Raw genomic sequence first — 16,375 nt, 5'->3', positions numbered from 1 at the left:
CATAATGTTTCCGCAAGAAGTCATCGATCAGTTCAAGGTCCACGCAGTTGCTGCATTCCCCGAAGAGGCGTGCGGCCTTGTCGTGGGTGAAAGTGCAATCAATAGCAAATACGTGCCTTGCGCCAACGTTGCGGAGAAGCCAACAGAGGACTTCAGGCTGAAGGCCGAGGATTACGTGGTGGCCGCAGAGCAGGGCGAGGTCCTTGCCCTGCTGCATTCACACGTGAACAAGAAGGATTACCCTTCCGGCCTCGACATGCAGAACCAGATGAAATCCGGCATGCCGTGGGGCATCGCCGTGGTTTCAGTCGATGAGGCGAACCCTGATAGTGAGCCGTCGTGCTCGGAGCCGTTCTTCTTCGGTGACCAAGCCCCGATTGCCCCCTTGGTCGGTCGCCCGTTCCGGCATGGCGTCTGGGACTGCTACTCGCTCGTGCGTGACTACTTCCGCACCGAGAAGGGGATCGTGTTCCCGGACAAGGCTCGAGATTTCGAATGGTGGAAGCAAGGTCAGAACCTGTATCTCGACTACTTCAAGGAGACCGGGTTCGTCATGATCGACTCCGCGGACGCTCGCCCCGACGATTGCGTGCTCATGTCGATCCGCTCCGAAGTCCCCAACCATGGCGGAGTGATGATCGAGGACGGACTGCTCCTCCACCATCTCCAGTGGCGCCTGTCCGTTCGTGAACCAATCCATCGCTGGGGCCAGAAGATCAGCCATTGGCTCCGGTACGAAGGGAGCTCGAAATGATGCGGACGATTTACCTGCACGGCGAGGCAGGCAAGCTCTTCGGCAAGAAGTTCGAGCTCGAGGTGAATAGCTTGGCCGAAGCAGTCCGTGCGATCGGCTGCCAAGTGCGGGGCTTCAAGCAGTACGTCGCTCAGCGTGACTTCCAGTGCGTGCGTGGCAACCGGAAGACCGGCATCTACCTCGGTGAGCAGGACGTCCATTTCGGTCTTGGTGGCGCGGATCTGCACATTGTGCCGGTGCTTCAAGGTTCGGGCGGTAAGGGTGCAGCGATAGGTAAGATCATTGCCGGTGTGCTGCTCGCTGGTGTCGCATTCTTCGCAGCACCGGCTCTCTCGGCTACTGCATTCGGCGGGATCACCTATAGCCAACTCGTCACCGTCGGTATCGGCATGGCGTTGGCTGGCGTCAGCCAGATGCTCTCCGCCCAGGAGAAAGACGAGAAGGAGAAGGAGAGCGGCATGTTCTCCAACGCACCCAGGATTGCCACCCAAGGAATGCCGGTGCCCCGCTGGTATGGGCACATGGTGGTAACGAACATTCCGATCATTTCTGCAGGCGTCCACACCGAAGACGTGTCGGCCTAAGCGAGGTTTCTGATGACGCAGTTGCCCAAGATTACTGAATTCTTGCACGGCAAGGGTGGCGGTGGCAAAGGCAGCGCCAAGAACGACAAGAACACCTTGCGTTCGAACGCTACCGTTCGCTTTATCGCGCTCCTCAGCGACGGAGAGATTGTAGGACCGACTCGCGGATCGAGGGACATTCTGTTGGATGAGACCCGTCTCGAGGCTGACAACGGCCAGCTCAACTTCCGAGGTGTGCAGTGGGATTTCCGCTCCGGGCTCCCGGATCAGGCTCCTTTCGACAACTTCAAGGGCGTCGAACAGGAGACCACAATCGGCGTTCAGGTCACCAAGAACAATCCAGTCACCCGCACGCTGACTGACCCAGACTTTACGCATTGCCGCGTAATGATACGCATACCGGCCCTGTTCAAGCAGACAGATGAAGGTATGAAGCGGACGTCGGTACAGTTCCGTATCGAGGTCAGGCCCTACAACGGCAGTTATGTAGATGCGTTCGGTGTGATCACGCTATCGGGTAAGAACACCTCCGGCTACGACAAGAGCTATACTATCAAGCTCCCGCAGAACCCTGCGCCGAGCGTCTCCTATCCGTGGGAAGTGCGTGTCACCCGCATCACGAGCGATGCAGAGGATAACACGAAGACCCAGGATATGCTCTATTTCGCTTCGTTGACTGGCATTATTGACGAACAGTTCATTTATCCCGATAGCGCGCTCCTGGCGATGGCGATCAGCGCCGAGGACTTCGAGCAGGGCCTGCCATCCCTCGCGGTCGAGGGCGACGGCGCAATTATCAAAGTCCCTTCAAACTACGACCCGGTGAACCGAACATATAGCGGCATCTGGAACGGTACGTTCAAAGACGCCTACACCGACAACCCTGCCTGGATCTACTATGATATCGTCACGAACAGGCGCGTCGGTATGGGTGAGTACATTCCTGAGTCTTCTGTCGACAAGTGGACGCTCTATGAGATCGGGGCCTACTGTGACCAACTCGTTCCCGACGGCTTCGGTGGCATGGAGCCTCGCTTCCGGATGGCGGCGTATCTGACCGACAACAAGGAATGTTACGAGCTTTTGCAATTAATTGCATCCTCATTCCGTGGTATGTCGTTCTGGTCTTCGGGATCGGTCACCGCAGTGCAGGATCGCCCGTCCGATCCCGTTCAACTGGTAACGCGCGCGAACGTTGTTGATGGAGAATTCATTTATTCATCTTCATCGCACACGGCACGACACACTGTCGCTCACGTCCGCTACATGGACCCGAACGACCTGTATAAGTCGGCGGTCGAGGTGGTTCGCGACCCCCAGGCGATCCTTCGCTATGGCGAGCGGGTCAAGGAGGTGAATGCTTTCGGCTGCACGTCTCGAGGCCAGGCTCGACGCTTGGGCATGTGGATCTTGCAGTCCGAGCTCTACGAAACCCAGACTGTCACCTATCGGGCCGGTATGGATCACGCTTCTCTGAAGCCTGGCGACGATATCTTGATCATGGACGAGCGCATATCTGGCGTCGACAACGGTGGCCGCCTAAAAAGATACCAGTCCGCCACGAGTGTCACGCTCGACCGTGAAGTTACCTTGAAGAGCGGGGTAAGTTATTCGCTCTACGTGATGATGCCTGACGGATCGGTTGCCAGCAGCCCAGTCGTTGGTGGTGCCGGGTCCAGGTCGACGCTCGCGCTCGGAACGGCTTTACCACAGCAGCCTGTCTCGGCGGCTGTGTGGGTTCTCTCTGCTTCCAACGTCGCTCCTAGGCCGTTTCGGGTTCTGGCTAACACGGAGAAGGAAGACCACATCTTCGAGATAACGGCGCTGCAGAAGCATGTCCCGAAGTATGAGTTTGTCGATCGCTCCGCCCGCTTCGATACGCCAAGCTACCGTGAAGAGCGAGAGCTCACGCCTCCAAAAAACCTGACGGCCAAGGAGTACAGCTATTTCGTCAACGGCGTGCCGAAGGTTGGGCTGACGGTATCGTGGGAGGGTGATGCTAAGAACCTGGCGTCTGTGTTCCGCGTCGAGATCGAGTCTCCGAACGATCAGGATCGCTTCACCTATCCACGTGTCTCGGGGTTTTCGGTCGATGTTGAGGACGTCATTCCTGGTCTTTATACGATCAAGGTGTACACGCTCGGCGTTTCGAATGGCCGCTCTGATCCGGCGACGCTCTTGTACGATGCCATGGGTTGGGGTGAGGTCGCCGTTCCGGAGGTTCGCAACCTCCAACTGGCACGCCCGTTTGAAAGTCCGGACTGCGAGATCAAGTGGGAAAACTATTTCCCTGGCGGGCCAACGAACAACTCCATGTACAAGATGAACACGGTTCGCGTCTACGGCTTGGTCGATGGCGAGCGCGTGCTTCGCCGCGAAGAGAATGTGTTCGAGCCAAAGTACACGTACACTATCGACAAAAACCGGACCGACGGGAAACCTGCTCGCCGGCTGTTCTTCGAGGTCACCGCCACTTTCATTGTGACGGGGATTGACCGCACGTCGGTGCCCGCAGAGCTAACAGCATACAATCCGCCGATTGACGCTCCAGCCGTAAAGGTGGACTCGGGCTTCGGTCAGATCCTTATTTCGTGGGGCGCGACCGTCGACACTGACTATGTCAAGACAAAGGTATGGGCCGAGCCGTTAAGTGGCTACGATCCGACGGCCACGACACCTGTATTTGAGGGGCAGGCTGGCCTGTACCCATTCCAGGTGGGTAACTCTATACCGATTTATGTCAGGGTCGCTCACATCGACTCGTTCTCGGAAGACGACTTCCTGGCATCGTCCGAGGTGATGGGACAGGCACTTGAAGTAACAATCGACACCGAGCCGCCTGCGACCCCGACCGGACTGGCGCTCATCTCTACGGTTCTGGAAGACGATCCCGGCTATGTGCAGTTAATTGCAAAGTGGGACGCAAATACCGAGGAAGACCTCGCGGGTTATGAGGTTCAGATCAAGGAAGGCGACGGTAATTACGTATCCTATCTGACCTCTGATAACGCCTACCAGTGGAGGGTCCGTCCTGGTGTGGCTACCACCGTCCGGGTGGCCGCCTATGACCGGATGAACAATAAGTCGGCACCTTGTGCTCCGGTCAGCATTGTTACCGCTCGAGACAACCTGCCACCGTTCGATCCTGGACACCTGGTAGCGTCTGCCGGACTAGCCGCAATTTGGCTGAAGTGGGACACAGCAGTGGTAAAAAACTTGCTGCCTTGGTCGCAAGACTTTTCACCTGTCGCTTGGCACAAGGGTTCCGTTGTCAACATCGCGGGCATCGGGGACCCGATCGGTGGGGTTACTGCAACGCGTCTGGTCGAATTAGCAACGACCGGCAATCACGGCATGATCACCTATACTGACGCGTCAGGCGAGAACACCCTCAGCGTCTACGCCAAGGCCGAGGAGAGGAGAGTTCTGCAGCTGGCGCTATCGGGTGAAGAGGGTCTGCAGACCGCATACTTTGATCTCGAGTCTGGTACCGTCATCGGCGGCACCGCGGCAGCCAAGATCATCCCCTACGAAGGCGGCTTCTTCCGGTGCGCGCTGACCGCCGATCTGCCCGCAGAGCAGTCGAACACCGTTGCCATTATGCTGAGCGACGGTGTTTCCATGCCCGCGGATGGTGCTCCGTCCTATATTGGTAACGGTGAGTCCGGACTGACAATTTGGGGCGCGCAACTGGAAATAGGCTCGCGAGTTTCCCCTTATGTTGTCTCTGCCGGTCAAGCGACGTCGGCGGCTGTACCGCAGGACCCGGACTTCTCGCATATCGAGGTGTGGGAGAGTGAGACCGACGATCTCAGCGAGGCATCTCTTGTCTCGGAGACCTCCGGCACGGCGTTCTCTCGCACCGGCCTCGCACTGGAGACTGAGCGCTTCTACTGGCTTCGTGCGGTCGACACCTCAGGTAACAAGAGCCGCTTCACCTCGATGGTGAGCGCGACCACGGGCGAAATCCCTGAGACCGAACTGCCTACCATTGAAGGCATCCTGTTTAATCCTGGTCAGGGTGAAGCTAAGAACACACTCACCTGGAGCAGCGGTTCGATAACCTACAACAAGGGGACCGAGACGAGGGAGATCGAAGCCGGCTCCGTAGATTGGATCGGAGGCACGATCTACGTCTTCTACGTTCGCGGGGACACTCAGCTCTCCACGACCCAGAATATCGTCGCGGTCTATGCCGACGACGGTATAGTGCTGGGCATATACAAGGGTGGGACCGTATTCCAACTGGTCGAAGGTCGGGCGTATATGGACGGCGGGCTGGTGTTGGCTCATACAATCGGCGCCAATCATCTCGTTACTAACCAGGCGGTCATCACTGGTTCTGCACAGATCGCTGAAGCAATTATCGGTGACGCTCACGTTACCGAGTTGTCGGCTGACAAGCTGCAGGCTGGAACGGCTATTGCAGGCTCGATCACGGTTGATGGTCGCACGCTGGGTACGATCACCTCCAGCGATATCGTCAATGACGACATGTCGATTGCCGAGAACTGGAACACGAACCCGAGCGTAGTGTTCGCGGACGACGGTAACGGCAAGCAGGTCATGCGGGGCACGGGTGACCAAGGCGCAGCCATCTCGCAGGAAAAGGTGCCGTTCGATCCGTCCAGGATCTACAAGCTCACGTTTCGAATTCGCCGTGTAGGTGCGAGCGACCCCAACCGCTCTTGCTATCTTGGCATTGCAGGCTTTGCCTCTGACAAGACCACACCGGTAAATGCCCTCGGCGTTATCGGGGAAAGCAGCCCGTATCACTACATCGTAGGAAATTTCAGTCAGTCAGAGGTGCCGAGTGAGTGGGCGAACTATTCGACCTATATCGATGGTTCGGCGCCTGGCGCGACGGTGACCGGAGGAACGACCCCGTCTGATCCGTCAAAGCTCTCTGAGGTGGTCAGCTACATCTCTCCCATAATTCTGTTCAACTACGGAACGGGAGACTTGCCGCAGGCGATGGAAGCTCAGCTCGTTCGACTTGAAACGATGCCTCGTGAGGCGGCGGCTCTGGTCAATGCAGGTATGACCAAAATAGACCCTGGTAAGATTTTGATTTCTGGCGGCACGAGCCTTGCCGACTGGCGCTCGGGTGGCGATCTAACAGAGATCAACGGCGGTGCGATATCAGCCAACACGATTAAAGCCAACAGTCTGACGATCGGCCAGCGTGGCATCGAGATCATCAACCTGGAGTTCGAGCACAACAAGCCGAGCGTGAACAGCGTGTCTTGGACGCCGGGGACGATCACGTACATCGGAGATGACGGTAACAGCGCCTGGCGAGACATTGTCGAGGGTTCAGCCAATTACACGACCGGCACGCTATATCTCTATTGGCAGAAGGGTACGTATGAGATCGCCTCCACGACGGATCTGGCGGTGGCTCAAGCTTCCGACTGCGTGATCTTGGCGACCTATCAGGGGAATACTCGACTGGTGGCTCAGTACGGTCGTACGGTGATCGACGGTGACCATATCAAGACCGGCACGATAACGGCAGCTCAGGCTGATTTGGATAGTCTCCGGGCGGGCATCTTGGTGGCCGGCTCGATCAGCACCAACATGTTGCAGGCCGGCGCGGTTACCGCGTCGAAGATGTTTATCGGCAACAACTCGAACATGATCCCTGACGGCAATATGGAAGATCCTGATGCTTGGGACAACTTGGCTACGTCGTTGGGGGCCGTGGAGATCGGCGTGGTTGGCGGTTGGTCCGGTTTTGTTGGTTCTGCAGGAAGCATCAGGATCACACCTGCCACGGATTACTCCGGGCAGCTCACCCTGTGGACGAGCCAACTCGTTCAGGTAGCAGTTGGCGAGCAGTATAACGTCGGCTGCGAAGTTGTTCACCACCACACCAAGCCCGCCTATACCTTTTTCACTGTTGACACCTACGACGTGAATAAGAACCGGACCGGCGGTCAGATATTTGGTGGCCGGTCGGATAGTGCACAGACCCGGACGTCGCACTCGACCAACTTCGTCGTACCGTCGGGCTGCCGGTATATTTTGCTGCGCGCATGGGCCTACACCCTTCCCGGAGGTGTCCGAACCGATTTCGGCGGAGCATACATTCGCCGTAGAAACGGCGGTGAGCTTGTCGTTGAGGGATCTATCACTGCTGACAAGCTCAGCGTGTCAAGCCTTTCGGCGATCACTGCAACCATCGGCACGTTCCAAAGCGCTCCCAGCGGCCAGAGGACGATGATCCAGGACTCGCTGATCCGTGTGTTCGACGCAAACGGCGTTGAGCGGGTTCGACTGGGGGTATGGTAATGGCCGCGGGTCTAATCATTTGGGACGAATACGGTCGTGTCGTGATGGACACGACCACCAGAATGGGGCGCATCCTCGGCTTCGGCACGATTGGAACAGCCGATGGCAGCATCACGCCAGGGGGCTGGGATACGGGCACCCTGTTTTTCTCGCTTATACCACGGGCTCAGGGCTTCGAGACCGGCTACGACTACCCGACGATCACACGCAATACGACGTCATTGTTCTGGGCTTGGGGAAGCACCCCCGCTCACAGGCGGGCAAACGTCAACTTTGTGTGGGGGGTGTACTGATGACAGCCGGTCTCTTTATCAGAAACGATTATGGAACGGTCCAGATCGACGAGAATTACACCAATCTCGTCCTTACCGCCTCGGGGACCGTCATCTCTCAGGCTGCCGATCCATATCTGAACTCGAGCTTCACGATCACTGTGACCGGAACCAACCCGCTCATCGCGATATATCACGGCGCGTACTGGATGATCCATACCTGCACGCAGTCGGGAAATGTCTTCACTTATGTCGGGTACACAGAAGCCGGCGCCGGCACCGCCGTTCAGTATTACGTGTTCGACCGCGCCCCGCACGTCGCTAACGCCTCACGTTCGGGCCTTCTGATTTGGAATGGCTCGGGGCAGGTTGTGTTCAACAGCGACATGCGGCCTCTCCGCATCAGCGGGGTGCTCGAGAACGCAGGTAACGGGACCTTCGGTTTCGCAGCGGGTCGGGCGTACGCGGTGATTATGGCCGCCCCGTTCTATTCCGTAAGCGTTTCTAGAGTCAGTCCGACGCTTTGGATATCTACATTCCATTCCAGCCGAGTAGCGACGTCGGGCGCGAATATCTTGTGTGCGTCAAGACAGTTGCGGACGCCCTTGTCATCTGGTGCGGGGTTCCAAGTGTGGCCACCCAATTTCTACTCCCTGATCGTCGTCGACGTCACCAACTATTGAGGAATGCGGCTCCATGGTGCTGTCGTGGGTCCGTTTTCGTTGCAATCAATTGCACTCGATGAGCTGTTTATGTAGTGCTGTGCAATCAATTGCACAAACGGGACAGCCGCCATGGTCACGAAAGCGGAACTCAACAGGTTCCTTCCGAATGCCAAGGCCAGTCTGATCGATGCCATCGTCGATAACTGGGCTGAAGCCGAAAAGCAGGGGATATCGACACCCCGCCGTATCCGCCATTTCATGTGCAATATTGCCGTGGAGACAGGCGGCCTGCGCACCATTGTCGAAAGCCTGACATACACCAGCGCAGAGCGCATCCAGGCCGTATGGCCATCGCGGTTCAAGACCGTAAAATCTGCTCAGCCGTACGTTCGCCAGGCCAAGAAACTGGCGATCAAGGTCTATGGTGGTCGCATGGGCAACGCCTCGGCGCCCAGCGAAGATGGGTGGATCTATCGAGGCGGCGGTATGCTGCAGACCACGGGGCGCGAGGGCTATCGCAAGATGGGCTTCGAGAAAAGCCCCGGCACGCTTCAGACGAATGTAAAGGTCGCATTTCTCACCGCCGTCCGGGAGTGGGGCAAACGTGGCTGCAATGCGCTGGCCGACAAGGATGATACGACCGGAGTTCGCAAGGCGATCAACGGCGGCACGAATGGTCTGGCAGAAGTCAAGAAATACTTGGCGACGGCCAAGAAGGTCTGGCCAGACAACGCTAAAGCCGCGCTACCGAAGAACTCCCCGATCACCAACCCTGTTATCGTCAAAGACGTACAGGTGATGCTCAAACAGCTGGGCTACACGGAGGTCGGAGGGTCAGATGGTATTATCGGCACCATGACTCGCGGGGCAATCCTTGCCTTCAGGGCGGAGAATGGTCTGCCGTTGAGTACGTCGATCGACGATGAGTTCATGGAGGCGCTGAAAACGGCTCAGCCGCGGCAGATCGCTGTCGGAAGGGTAGCTGCTCCGGTGAAGGACGTGGTAGCCAAGGTGCCGGAAGTGAAGGCTAACTTCATCTCCAAGATCATCTCTGCCGTGACCGCGTTCTTCTCGACTATCGTTGCGGCGGTGATGGGCATCTTCGATCAGTTTGATGCAGCCAAGGCGTATATAGACCCGCTCAAGGAATACGCGGCAGACGTACCTGGCTGGGTCTGGCTCCTGATTATCGCGATCATTGCCGCCGTGATTTTCGGCATTAGCCGGCATGGTGAAAAGAAAGGTGTCGAGGCGTTCCAGAACGGTGAGCGCCGATGAGCCCGAAATCAATCATCTATGGACTGTTAGGTCTCGCTATTATCGGCGCGCTGAGCTGGACAGTTCATGAGCTCCGTGAAGGCGCGCGGCAGGAGGCCATCAGTGATGTTGAGAAAGCAAATAGGGCTAATGACGGGAAGGCCGCAAAAGGGCAGGCGGCTGTTGATGAGTGTTACCGGCGCGGCGGCACTTGGGATCGTACTCGCGGGCTGTGCTCCCAAAGCAATGCTGCCGGTAAATAAGCCTTGCGGGGTCATTGACGACTCACTGGGCGATGTTCAGGCGACGACGAAAGAGGGCAACAAGAGGATCGACGCTCATTTCGAGCGTGGGGTCCGCGCTGGGTGCTGGGATCGTTCTTCGGCCTCCAGCGTTAAACATTAGAAGGGTACGTCAGTGAATATTTTTGGGCATGACATATCCTTTTGGCTCGCCGTGTTCGGCGCAGCGCTCTTTAAGCTGGCCACGTCTCCCCGGATGACGTGGCTCCGTAGCATCATCTCGGTGTTCGCCGCCTTGTTTGCTGCTTGGGTCTTCACCAAGCCTGTGCTGGCCCTTCTGGAACTCGACGGGAATACCTATACAATCCCGGTCGCGGTACTCGCCGGATTGACCGGAGAAGGGTTGATGAAATGGTCGATCTTCGCCGCAAACAATCCCAAGGAAGCGATCGAGTTTCTCAAAGTGTGGAAAATGAGATGAGCAATGACCGTGCAGATCACTGGCCTCTCGTACTCCTCATAGGATGGGCCGTGCTGCTCGCTATTGCCAGCTGCTCTCAGTAGGAATTTGTGCAATCAATTGCATTTTTGCTTGCTAATGCACGCATCTCAGTCATAGTCAGATGGAATAAGGCCAAGGAGGGCCGCCATCGACCATGCTCAAACTAGCCATAGAAGCCCAGATCCCGCTGATCGCTGTTCACACCCGAGACCTCGTCAATTTCGTCGAGGTTCTGAAGACGCTCACGGACAAGCCTCCCCTCCCATACGACATTAATTCCACCAAGCCACAACCGGACACGCTATTTTACTTCGTTCACCCTGCAGGCGCCCAGCTGCCGCTGGTGAAGCTGTACGAGAAGATGGTCAATGCCGAGAGCACGCTCATTCTGGTGAACCCGGAGCGTGTGGTGGAACCGATGTTCAATGCCGGCGAAGTGCCGGTTCCGCGTCAGCTGCTTCTCGATTTCATGACCGCGGTCGTGGAGGACAAGGAAAAAGCCAAGGTGCTCCTGCAGGGGTTGGGTGGCTGCACGATCAAGGAAGCAGCCGAGCTCGCTCGCCTCACCATGGCTCGGGATCACAGCCTCACCGTTCAGGGCATCATGGAGACCCGTAAGTCGATATTCCAGGCGTCGAATGGCCTGACCCAGATCGACGTCAAGCAGGACTTCTACGATCCACCGGAGGAGCTTGCTACGTGGATCGAGAAGGAGCGTGAGTTCTTCCTGCACGGGACCGATCCCCGACTTATCCCGAGGGGCCTGCTGATGGACGGCCCTCCCGGAACCGGCAAGACGGCAGCTGCCAAGTACGTGGCTCTGCAGTGGGGCGTCCCGCTCTATCGCGTGGACATTGCCGGCACGAAGAACAAGTACGTGGGCGAGAGCGAGCAGAACATGCTGACCAACCTTGCACGCCTCGATCATGAGGAGCCGTGCATCGCCCTGATCGACGAGGTCGAGAAGATCTTCAACACGTCGAACAATGACACCTCGGGAACCACGTCCACGATGCTCAGCCAGCTCCTCTGGTGGCTTGCGGAGCATAAGAGCAGGGTTCTGGTCATGATGACGACGAACGCAGCCAGCAAGCTTCCCAAGGAGCTTTATCGCGAGGGCCGCATCGACAAGACACTGGACTTCAATGGGCTGGATAAGGCCAAGGCCGAGGAGTTCATCATCAAGGTGATCGACGGCTTCAAGGGCTTCATTTACGACCAGCCTACAGCGATCAAGGATATCATGAAGCGCGTGACCCCGATCGAAGGAGCTTCCCCGCCACTTTATTCGCAGGCGGCCCTGACCGCCGAGGTCTACAATTTTGTGAAGCAGGCCAAGCCATCTCTCACCACTTGATCCTGTTCGACTACCAAGCACCATAGTTGTGCAATCAATTGCAATGAAGGAAACAGACTGATGAACGCTGAAAAGCAGCAGCCTCTGATGATGGGCGGCACCGAAAGCAAGAACTCGTATCTCGTGATCGCCCGCCGCGGTGGTTTCGTCATCGGCGTGAAGCCGGAGGAGATCCTCGACGGTATCGCTATGAACTGTCCTGGGACGACATGGTTCGGCGCCCGCATCCGATCCGCGCTGGCCGGCGACATGTTCAAGGATGATCCGTCCAAGAAGGTGGTCGTGTCGATCGCTGATCTGGCGCTCACGACGGCGACAGCTTGGCCGGGGGTCGTCTGGGAAAAGACTGATGAGGTTCGCTCGTCCACGACCATCGGTGTTCTTCTCAAGGGTAAGCCAAACGGCACCGACGAGGAAGTGCAGCAGTTCCTTGCCGAGGTCGACCAGGGCGTTCTCGCATCGAAGATGGCCGACTACGTGGCCGAGCTCGCAGGCGAGGAACACCTGATCATTCCGGTCAGCGAGATCAAGGAATGGTTCGACGCCTACTACAAGAAAATCGTCGCAATGATCATGGACACCATAGCCAAGAAACAGGCCATTAAGGAGACGATGGAAGCCAACATCGGCGTGTTCGGCATGCAGGCGCAGATCCTCAAGAAAGCGCTGGAAAAGGCGCAGGAGAAGTCGCCGGCCAACAATGCCGAAGACAAGGACCCATCTACCGGGGAGGCGTGATGCCGAATTGTATTGCTCGAGCCCATAAAGCTACAGGCAATCTGACGGCTGCCGTGGTGTTCCTCGTCATTGGAGAGGAGTGCCGCAGGCAGTTGAAGAACGGGGTCCTCGGGGTCCCGTTCCCGTACGTCAAGATCACGGAAGAAACTGGCTGCACGCGCAAGCAGGTGCGGTTCGCTCTCGAGGTGATCCGAGACAAGAAACTCCTGGAGTTCAGTCAGAAGCTGGTGGGCAACAAGAATGTGAACGTGTTCCGCCTCACAGATAAAGCCCTCAAAGTGATGGGAGGCGACGGCCTTGACGAATTTATTGGCGAGGGCCTTTGAAGGCACGCAGGACCCGTATGACGCCATTCTTCTAGTGCGTATAGCGTTCCGGTACAATCAGGCCCGGAAGGCTGGAAAGAAGTCGACCGCGCAGTCCTATTCGGACCTCGTAAGCGAGACTGGCTTCAAGCCGAGGCGCATCAAAAAGAGCTTATCCAACTTGCGGCAGCTGGGCTTGATCCAGTCGAAGCAGGGTTTGTTCGGCAATAAGAATGTGAATCATATCTGGCTCACGGAGAAAGGCAGTAGACTCGTAGAAGGCCACTCAAGCAGTACACAAAAGTGTCTGCCCGAGGGGTCTCAAATAAGTCCACTCTATATACAGGGAGAAACAACAGGGAGTGACAACATGGAGATTAGCGTGCAGTTGCACGCAGGGTCAAAAGCGGGGTCTTTCGCCAGTCCAGGAAAGGGTGCAAGCATGATCAGACTTCCCCCGAAAGGGAAAAGAACAAAGATGAACGCGGGCGCGAGCGAGGCGAAGCCGGCCAAGCCTACGTCCGTCCTCGACGTCGTCGCCCACGTGAAGGCGAACAAGATGTTGCATCACCCCGACTCTGCGACGGGGTTGTCGTTTCTCTGGAAGCAACTGGTGTTCGAGCATCACGGCTCTGTGTCTACCGTAACGACGAAGAAGGAATTGGGACAGTTCAAAAACTTCATCAACAAGTGCCCACCCGGAACAGCAATAAAGGCCATGACTGTTGCTTTGGTTGATTGGGTGAAATTTGCGAAGACTGTCGAAGAACAGGCGGGGATAAAGAACAGTCCTTCAATGCCCAACCTCGATTTCCTATTGAAACATGCTGGCGTTGCTGTAAACCTGATAGCGAAATCCCCCAAATCGCCGTCAAAGCAGGAGGCTGGCACCGGCATGATTTCGTCCAAGGATGTGCAATTAATTTCACAAACCAAACCGAAGGCGGATAAGCCTGCGGCTGAGGTCGATGACGCCATGCCGTCGAGCCTCGATGATCTTATCAAGGCCATCAACGGGGGCGGCTTATGACAGTCGACCCATTCAAGGACGGCGTGCTCGTCAAGGAGCATCATGAGCGGCTGGTCGCAGATATAGAAAATTTCGCGCTGGACGCCGGTATTCAGCAGCACTGGATCTGGCAGGCGCTTCCGAATGACTTCACTAAGGCCGAAATCGACTATCTGAAAAGTTTCCGCAAGCACCTGCAGGGCGGGACCGGAGTGTCCGGTCTCGTCTATACGGGTACGAATGGTGCGGGAAAGATGGAAGCTCGCATGTCTGCGATGGCGGGGGCGCTGGTGCGCAACTTCATCCGGGCGCGGGTGATGACTCTTGGCACTGTTCTCGATTTGCTGTCTGCCAAGGACATGCCGGATCTCACCTGCATCCTGATCCCGAATTTCTTCTACACGGAGGCCGAAGGCGGCTCGATCGCCAAGTGGCAGGTTTCGGCCTTGCTAGATTTCCTGTCGCAACGCCAGGTCGCCGGTCAGCAGACTGTTCTGTTCGCCTCGAATAAGACCGTCTTGCGGAAGGAATACGGCCTCGGATTTGGGGAGCTGATCTCGAACCATTTCCTCGAAGTGGGGGTGTGAGTTGAGCTTAGGAAAGATGTTTATCTCGGCTGTTTTGGCCGAAGGATCAGTTGCCGGCTTGCTCCAGTTCGGAGACATGGAAGGCTTGTTCAAGGCTAACGAAGTTCCGGTCTACAAATTCGTCCGCGAGTTCGTGAAGCAGTATCAGGCGTTACCGAAGCCAGAAACCATCCTCGCCCATGTGGACGAGGCGCTGGTCCCTCACAAGGAGCCGGCGGCATACTATCACGACCTGCTTCTCATGCGGGATACGGAGCATCGTCTCAAGAAGGCGATGCAGAACGCGTCTGAGAACCTGCAGCCAAACCAGAAAGACCCCGAGAAAGCGTTACTTGCCCTGACGACAGCGGTGATGGAACTCGTCTCGAGGCGCCAGTCGAAGCAGGTGGTGGACTTCCGCGAAGCGCACGACGCTCTCGTTCAGGATTATGTCCAGAAGTGGAAGACTTCGGACCAGTACGGCATTCAGTTCGGTTGGCCGACGCTCGACGCCATGATGGGGGGACTCGTCAAAGGCGATATGGTCAGTCTCGTCGGTCGCCCTGCAGCGGGCAAGACGTGGCAGCTGCTTAAAACCGCTCTGCACGGTTGGCTCCTCGGTATGGAGATGGCCGAGCCGACGCCGGTGGACATTCAGAACCAGACACGTCTGTTCGTATCGATGGAGATGAACCCGCTCATTGTTCAGCAACGACTCGGTTCAATGGTGACGCATCTTCCCGCGAGCAAGATCAAGAATGCGGGGCTCACCACGGCGAACTTCGCCAAGTATTCCGAGGGCCTGAAACTCATTCAGGGCCATCATTCACCGTTCTGGGTGGTGGACGGGAACCTGACAGCGACCGTCGAAGATATCTGGATGCTGGCCCGCCAGCTCAAGCCAGGCGGCATATGGATCGACGGTGGTTATCTTCTCAAGCACCCGTATGTGAAGGACCGGTATCAGCGCGTTGCTGAAAATGCCGACTTGATCAAACAGGAGCTCGCGGCCATCGCACCGACGACTGTCTCATGGCAGTTCGCAAAGACCGCGGCCAAAAAGGACAAGAAGAAGGGCGAGAAAGCCGGCCTTGAAGATATCGGCTACACTGACGCGATCGCTCAGGTGAGTTCGATCGTCCTCGGCATTTTTGAACCCGACAGCGTTGAGACGCTCAAGCAGCGGACCATCGACATTCTCAAGGGGCGAAGTGGTGAGGTCGGAAAATTCATTACCAACTGGAACTTCGATCAGATGGACTTTGACGAGATCGTTGATCCGGACGTCGAAGATTTGCAGTTCCTTTAGGATGTGCAATTAATTGCATTATACCGACCAACAGCTAAGATTGAAGAAAGAAACAGGAGGCCATAATGGCGATCGTTCTCAACAAACCAAAGGTTCAGCAGCAGACCGCGGTGAAGCCCGATCCGTATCTGTCCGAGTTCGCGGACAAGATCGATGCCGTTGGTCGCCTTGAGGCGGTGGCTCTGAAGGTGAAGGACAAAGTCAAGAAACTGCAGGAGGAATTGAAGCCTTACACCAAGGCGCACAAGGAACTGCAGGAGATCATGAACGAGCTCGGTGACCCCGACGCGGCAATTGAAGAACTCGGTGTCGAGTTCAAGGTGGAGGCCGGTTCTCGCGGTACAGCTCGCGAGGTTATCGACATGAAGCGGGTCCATGAGATCCTGGGTGACGAGCTTTTTTACAAGTGTGCCACGATTACTCTCAAGGACCTCGATGCCTACATGATCGAGCCGCAGCGCAAGGAAGTGATCAAAGAGTCCCGCACCAGCCGCACCCTCAAAATCACTGCGAGGAAGTGA

General features: G+C 56.8%; 14 protein-coding genes. All 14 read left to right on the top strand.

Annotated elements, in window-relative coordinates; all coding sequences use genetic code 11:
* The first annotated feature begins 4 nt into the window (after window positions 1-4).
* The 14 genes from ACOWVS_RS16795 (at window position 5) to ACOWVS_RS16730 (ending at window position 16,375) form a co-directional block, all read left to right on the top strand.
* Entirely contained in the window at window positions 5-754 is a 750-nt protein-coding gene (locus ACOWVS_RS16795; protein ID WP_075042137.1) for a C40 family peptidase, read from the top strand.
* On the top strand, window positions 751-1,338 hold the full coding sequence (locus tag ACOWVS_RS16790) for a tail assembly protein (RefSeq protein ID WP_075042138.1): 588 nt from the start codon (window positions 751-753) through the stop codon (window positions 1,336-1,338). The genes ACOWVS_RS16795 and ACOWVS_RS16790 overlap by 4 nt, the downstream gene beginning before the upstream one ends.
* Window positions 1,339-1,350: 12 nt before the next feature.
* Complete coding sequence (gpJ, locus tag ACOWVS_RS16785) at window positions 1,351-7,632, top strand: TipJ family phage tail tip protein (RefSeq protein ID WP_075042139.1); 6,282 nt, start codon at window positions 1,351-1,353, stop codon at window positions 7,630-7,632.
* A gap of 292 nt (window positions 7,633-7,924) precedes the next feature.
* Window positions 7,925-8,587, top strand: a complete 663-nt coding sequence (locus ACOWVS_RS16780) for a hypothetical protein (RefSeq protein ID WP_075042141.1) — start codon at window positions 7,925-7,927, stop codon at window positions 8,585-8,587.
* Between the two features lie 111 nt (window positions 8,588-8,698).
* The gene (locus ACOWVS_RS16775) at window positions 8,699-9,847 is read left to right on the top strand and encodes a peptidoglycan-binding protein (RefSeq protein ID WP_075042142.1); all 1,149 of its coding nucleotides are present in this window, start codon (window positions 8,699-8,701) and stop codon (window positions 9,845-9,847) included.
* The gene (locus tag ACOWVS_RS16770) at window positions 9,844-10,089 is read left to right on the top strand and encodes a hypothetical protein (protein ID WP_139309280.1); all 246 of its coding nucleotides are present in this window, start codon (window positions 9,844-9,846) and stop codon (window positions 10,087-10,089) included. Before ACOWVS_RS16775 ends, ACOWVS_RS16770 begins: the two co-directional genes overlap by 4 nt.
* A 154-nt stretch (window positions 10,090-10,243) precedes the next feature.
* The gene (locus ACOWVS_RS16765) at window positions 10,244-10,549 is read left to right on the top strand and encodes a hypothetical protein (RefSeq protein WP_139309281.1); all 306 of its coding nucleotides are present in this window, start codon (window positions 10,244-10,246) and stop codon (window positions 10,547-10,549) included.
* Between the two features lie 175 nt (window positions 10,550-10,724).
* Window positions 10,725-11,927 (top strand): AAA family ATPase, encoded by a 1,203-nt coding sequence (locus ACOWVS_RS16760; RefSeq protein WP_075042145.1) that lies wholly within the window; start codon window positions 10,725-10,727, stop codon window positions 11,925-11,927.
* Between the two features lie 60 nt (window positions 11,928-11,987).
* Entirely contained in the window at window positions 11,988-12,665 is a 678-nt protein-coding gene (locus ACOWVS_RS16755) for a hypothetical protein (RefSeq protein ID WP_075042146.1), read from the top strand.
* Window positions 12,665-12,991, top strand: a complete 327-nt coding sequence (locus tag ACOWVS_RS16750) for a hypothetical protein (RefSeq protein ID WP_075042147.1) — start codon at window positions 12,665-12,667, stop codon at window positions 12,989-12,991. The genes ACOWVS_RS16755 and ACOWVS_RS16750 overlap by 1 nt, the downstream gene beginning before the upstream one ends.
* Before the next feature lie 349 nt (window positions 12,992-13,340).
* Window positions 13,341-14,000, top strand: coding sequence for a hypothetical protein (locus ACOWVS_RS16745; protein WP_420984172.1), 660 nt, complete (start codon window positions 13,341-13,343; stop codon window positions 13,998-14,000).
* On the top strand, window positions 13,997-14,566 hold the full coding sequence (locus ACOWVS_RS16740) for a hypothetical protein (RefSeq protein ID WP_075042149.1): 570 nt from the start codon (window positions 13,997-13,999) through the stop codon (window positions 14,564-14,566). The genes ACOWVS_RS16745 and ACOWVS_RS16740 overlap by 4 nt, the downstream gene beginning before the upstream one ends.
* 58 nt (window positions 14,567-14,624) lie before the next feature.
* Window positions 14,625-15,854, top strand: a complete 1,230-nt coding sequence (locus ACOWVS_RS16735; RefSeq protein WP_170873271.1) for a DnaB-like helicase C-terminal domain-containing protein — start codon at window positions 14,625-14,627, stop codon at window positions 15,852-15,854.
* A gap of 65 nt (window positions 15,855-15,919) precedes the next feature.
* A complete protein-coding gene (locus tag ACOWVS_RS16730) occupies window positions 15,920-16,375 on the top strand; it encodes a hypothetical protein (RefSeq protein WP_075042151.1) in 456 nt (151 codons plus the stop codon).

The sequence above is a fragment of the Brucella sp. IR068 genome, assembly GCF_049065885.1.
Taxonomy (GTDB): domain Bacteria; phylum Pseudomonadota; class Alphaproteobacteria; order Rhizobiales; family Rhizobiaceae; genus Brucella; species Brucella intermedia.
This window is presented reverse-complemented; position numbering and strand designations above follow the sequence as displayed.

What these genes read in the sequence shown, in the direction of transcription:
- ACOWVS_RS16795 (WP_075042137.1), top strand. Translation starts at nt 5, where the DNA reads ATGTTTCCGCAAGAAGTCATCGATCAGTTCAAGGTCCACGCAGTTGCT.
- ACOWVS_RS16790 (WP_075042138.1), top strand. Translation starts at nt 751, where the DNA reads ATGATGCGGACGATTTACCTGCACGGCGAGGCAGGCAAGCTCTTCGGC.
- gpJ (WP_075042139.1), top strand. Translation starts at nt 1,351, where the DNA reads ATGACGCAGTTGCCCAAGATTACTGAATTCTTGCACGGCAAGGGTGGC.
- ACOWVS_RS16780 (WP_075042141.1), top strand. Translation starts at nt 7,925, where the DNA reads ATGACAGCCGGTCTCTTTATCAGAAACGATTATGGAACGGTCCAGATC.
- ACOWVS_RS16775 (WP_075042142.1), top strand. Translation starts at nt 8,699, where the DNA reads ATGGTCACGAAAGCGGAACTCAACAGGTTCCTTCCGAATGCCAAGGCC.
- ACOWVS_RS16770 (WP_139309280.1), top strand. Translation starts at nt 9,844, where the DNA reads ATGAGCCCGAAATCAATCATCTATGGACTGTTAGGTCTCGCTATTATC.
- ACOWVS_RS16760 (WP_075042145.1), top strand. Translation starts at nt 10,725, where the DNA reads ATGCTCAAACTAGCCATAGAAGCCCAGATCCCGCTGATCGCTGTTCAC.
- ACOWVS_RS16755 (WP_075042146.1), top strand. Translation starts at nt 11,988, where the DNA reads ATGAACGCTGAAAAGCAGCAGCCTCTGATGATGGGCGGCACCGAAAGC.
- ACOWVS_RS16750 (WP_075042147.1), top strand. Translation starts at nt 12,665, where the DNA reads ATGCCGAATTGTATTGCTCGAGCCCATAAAGCTACAGGCAATCTGACG.
- ACOWVS_RS16745 (WP_420984172.1), top strand. Translation starts at nt 13,341, where the DNA reads ATGGAGATTAGCGTGCAGTTGCACGCAGGGTCAAAAGCGGGGTCTTTC.
- ACOWVS_RS16740 (WP_075042149.1), top strand. Translation starts at nt 13,997, where the DNA reads ATGACAGTCGACCCATTCAAGGACGGCGTGCTCGTCAAGGAGCATCAT.
- ACOWVS_RS16730 (WP_075042151.1), top strand. Translation starts at nt 15,920, where the DNA reads ATGGCGATCGTTCTCAACAAACCAAAGGTTCAGCAGCAGACCGCGGTG.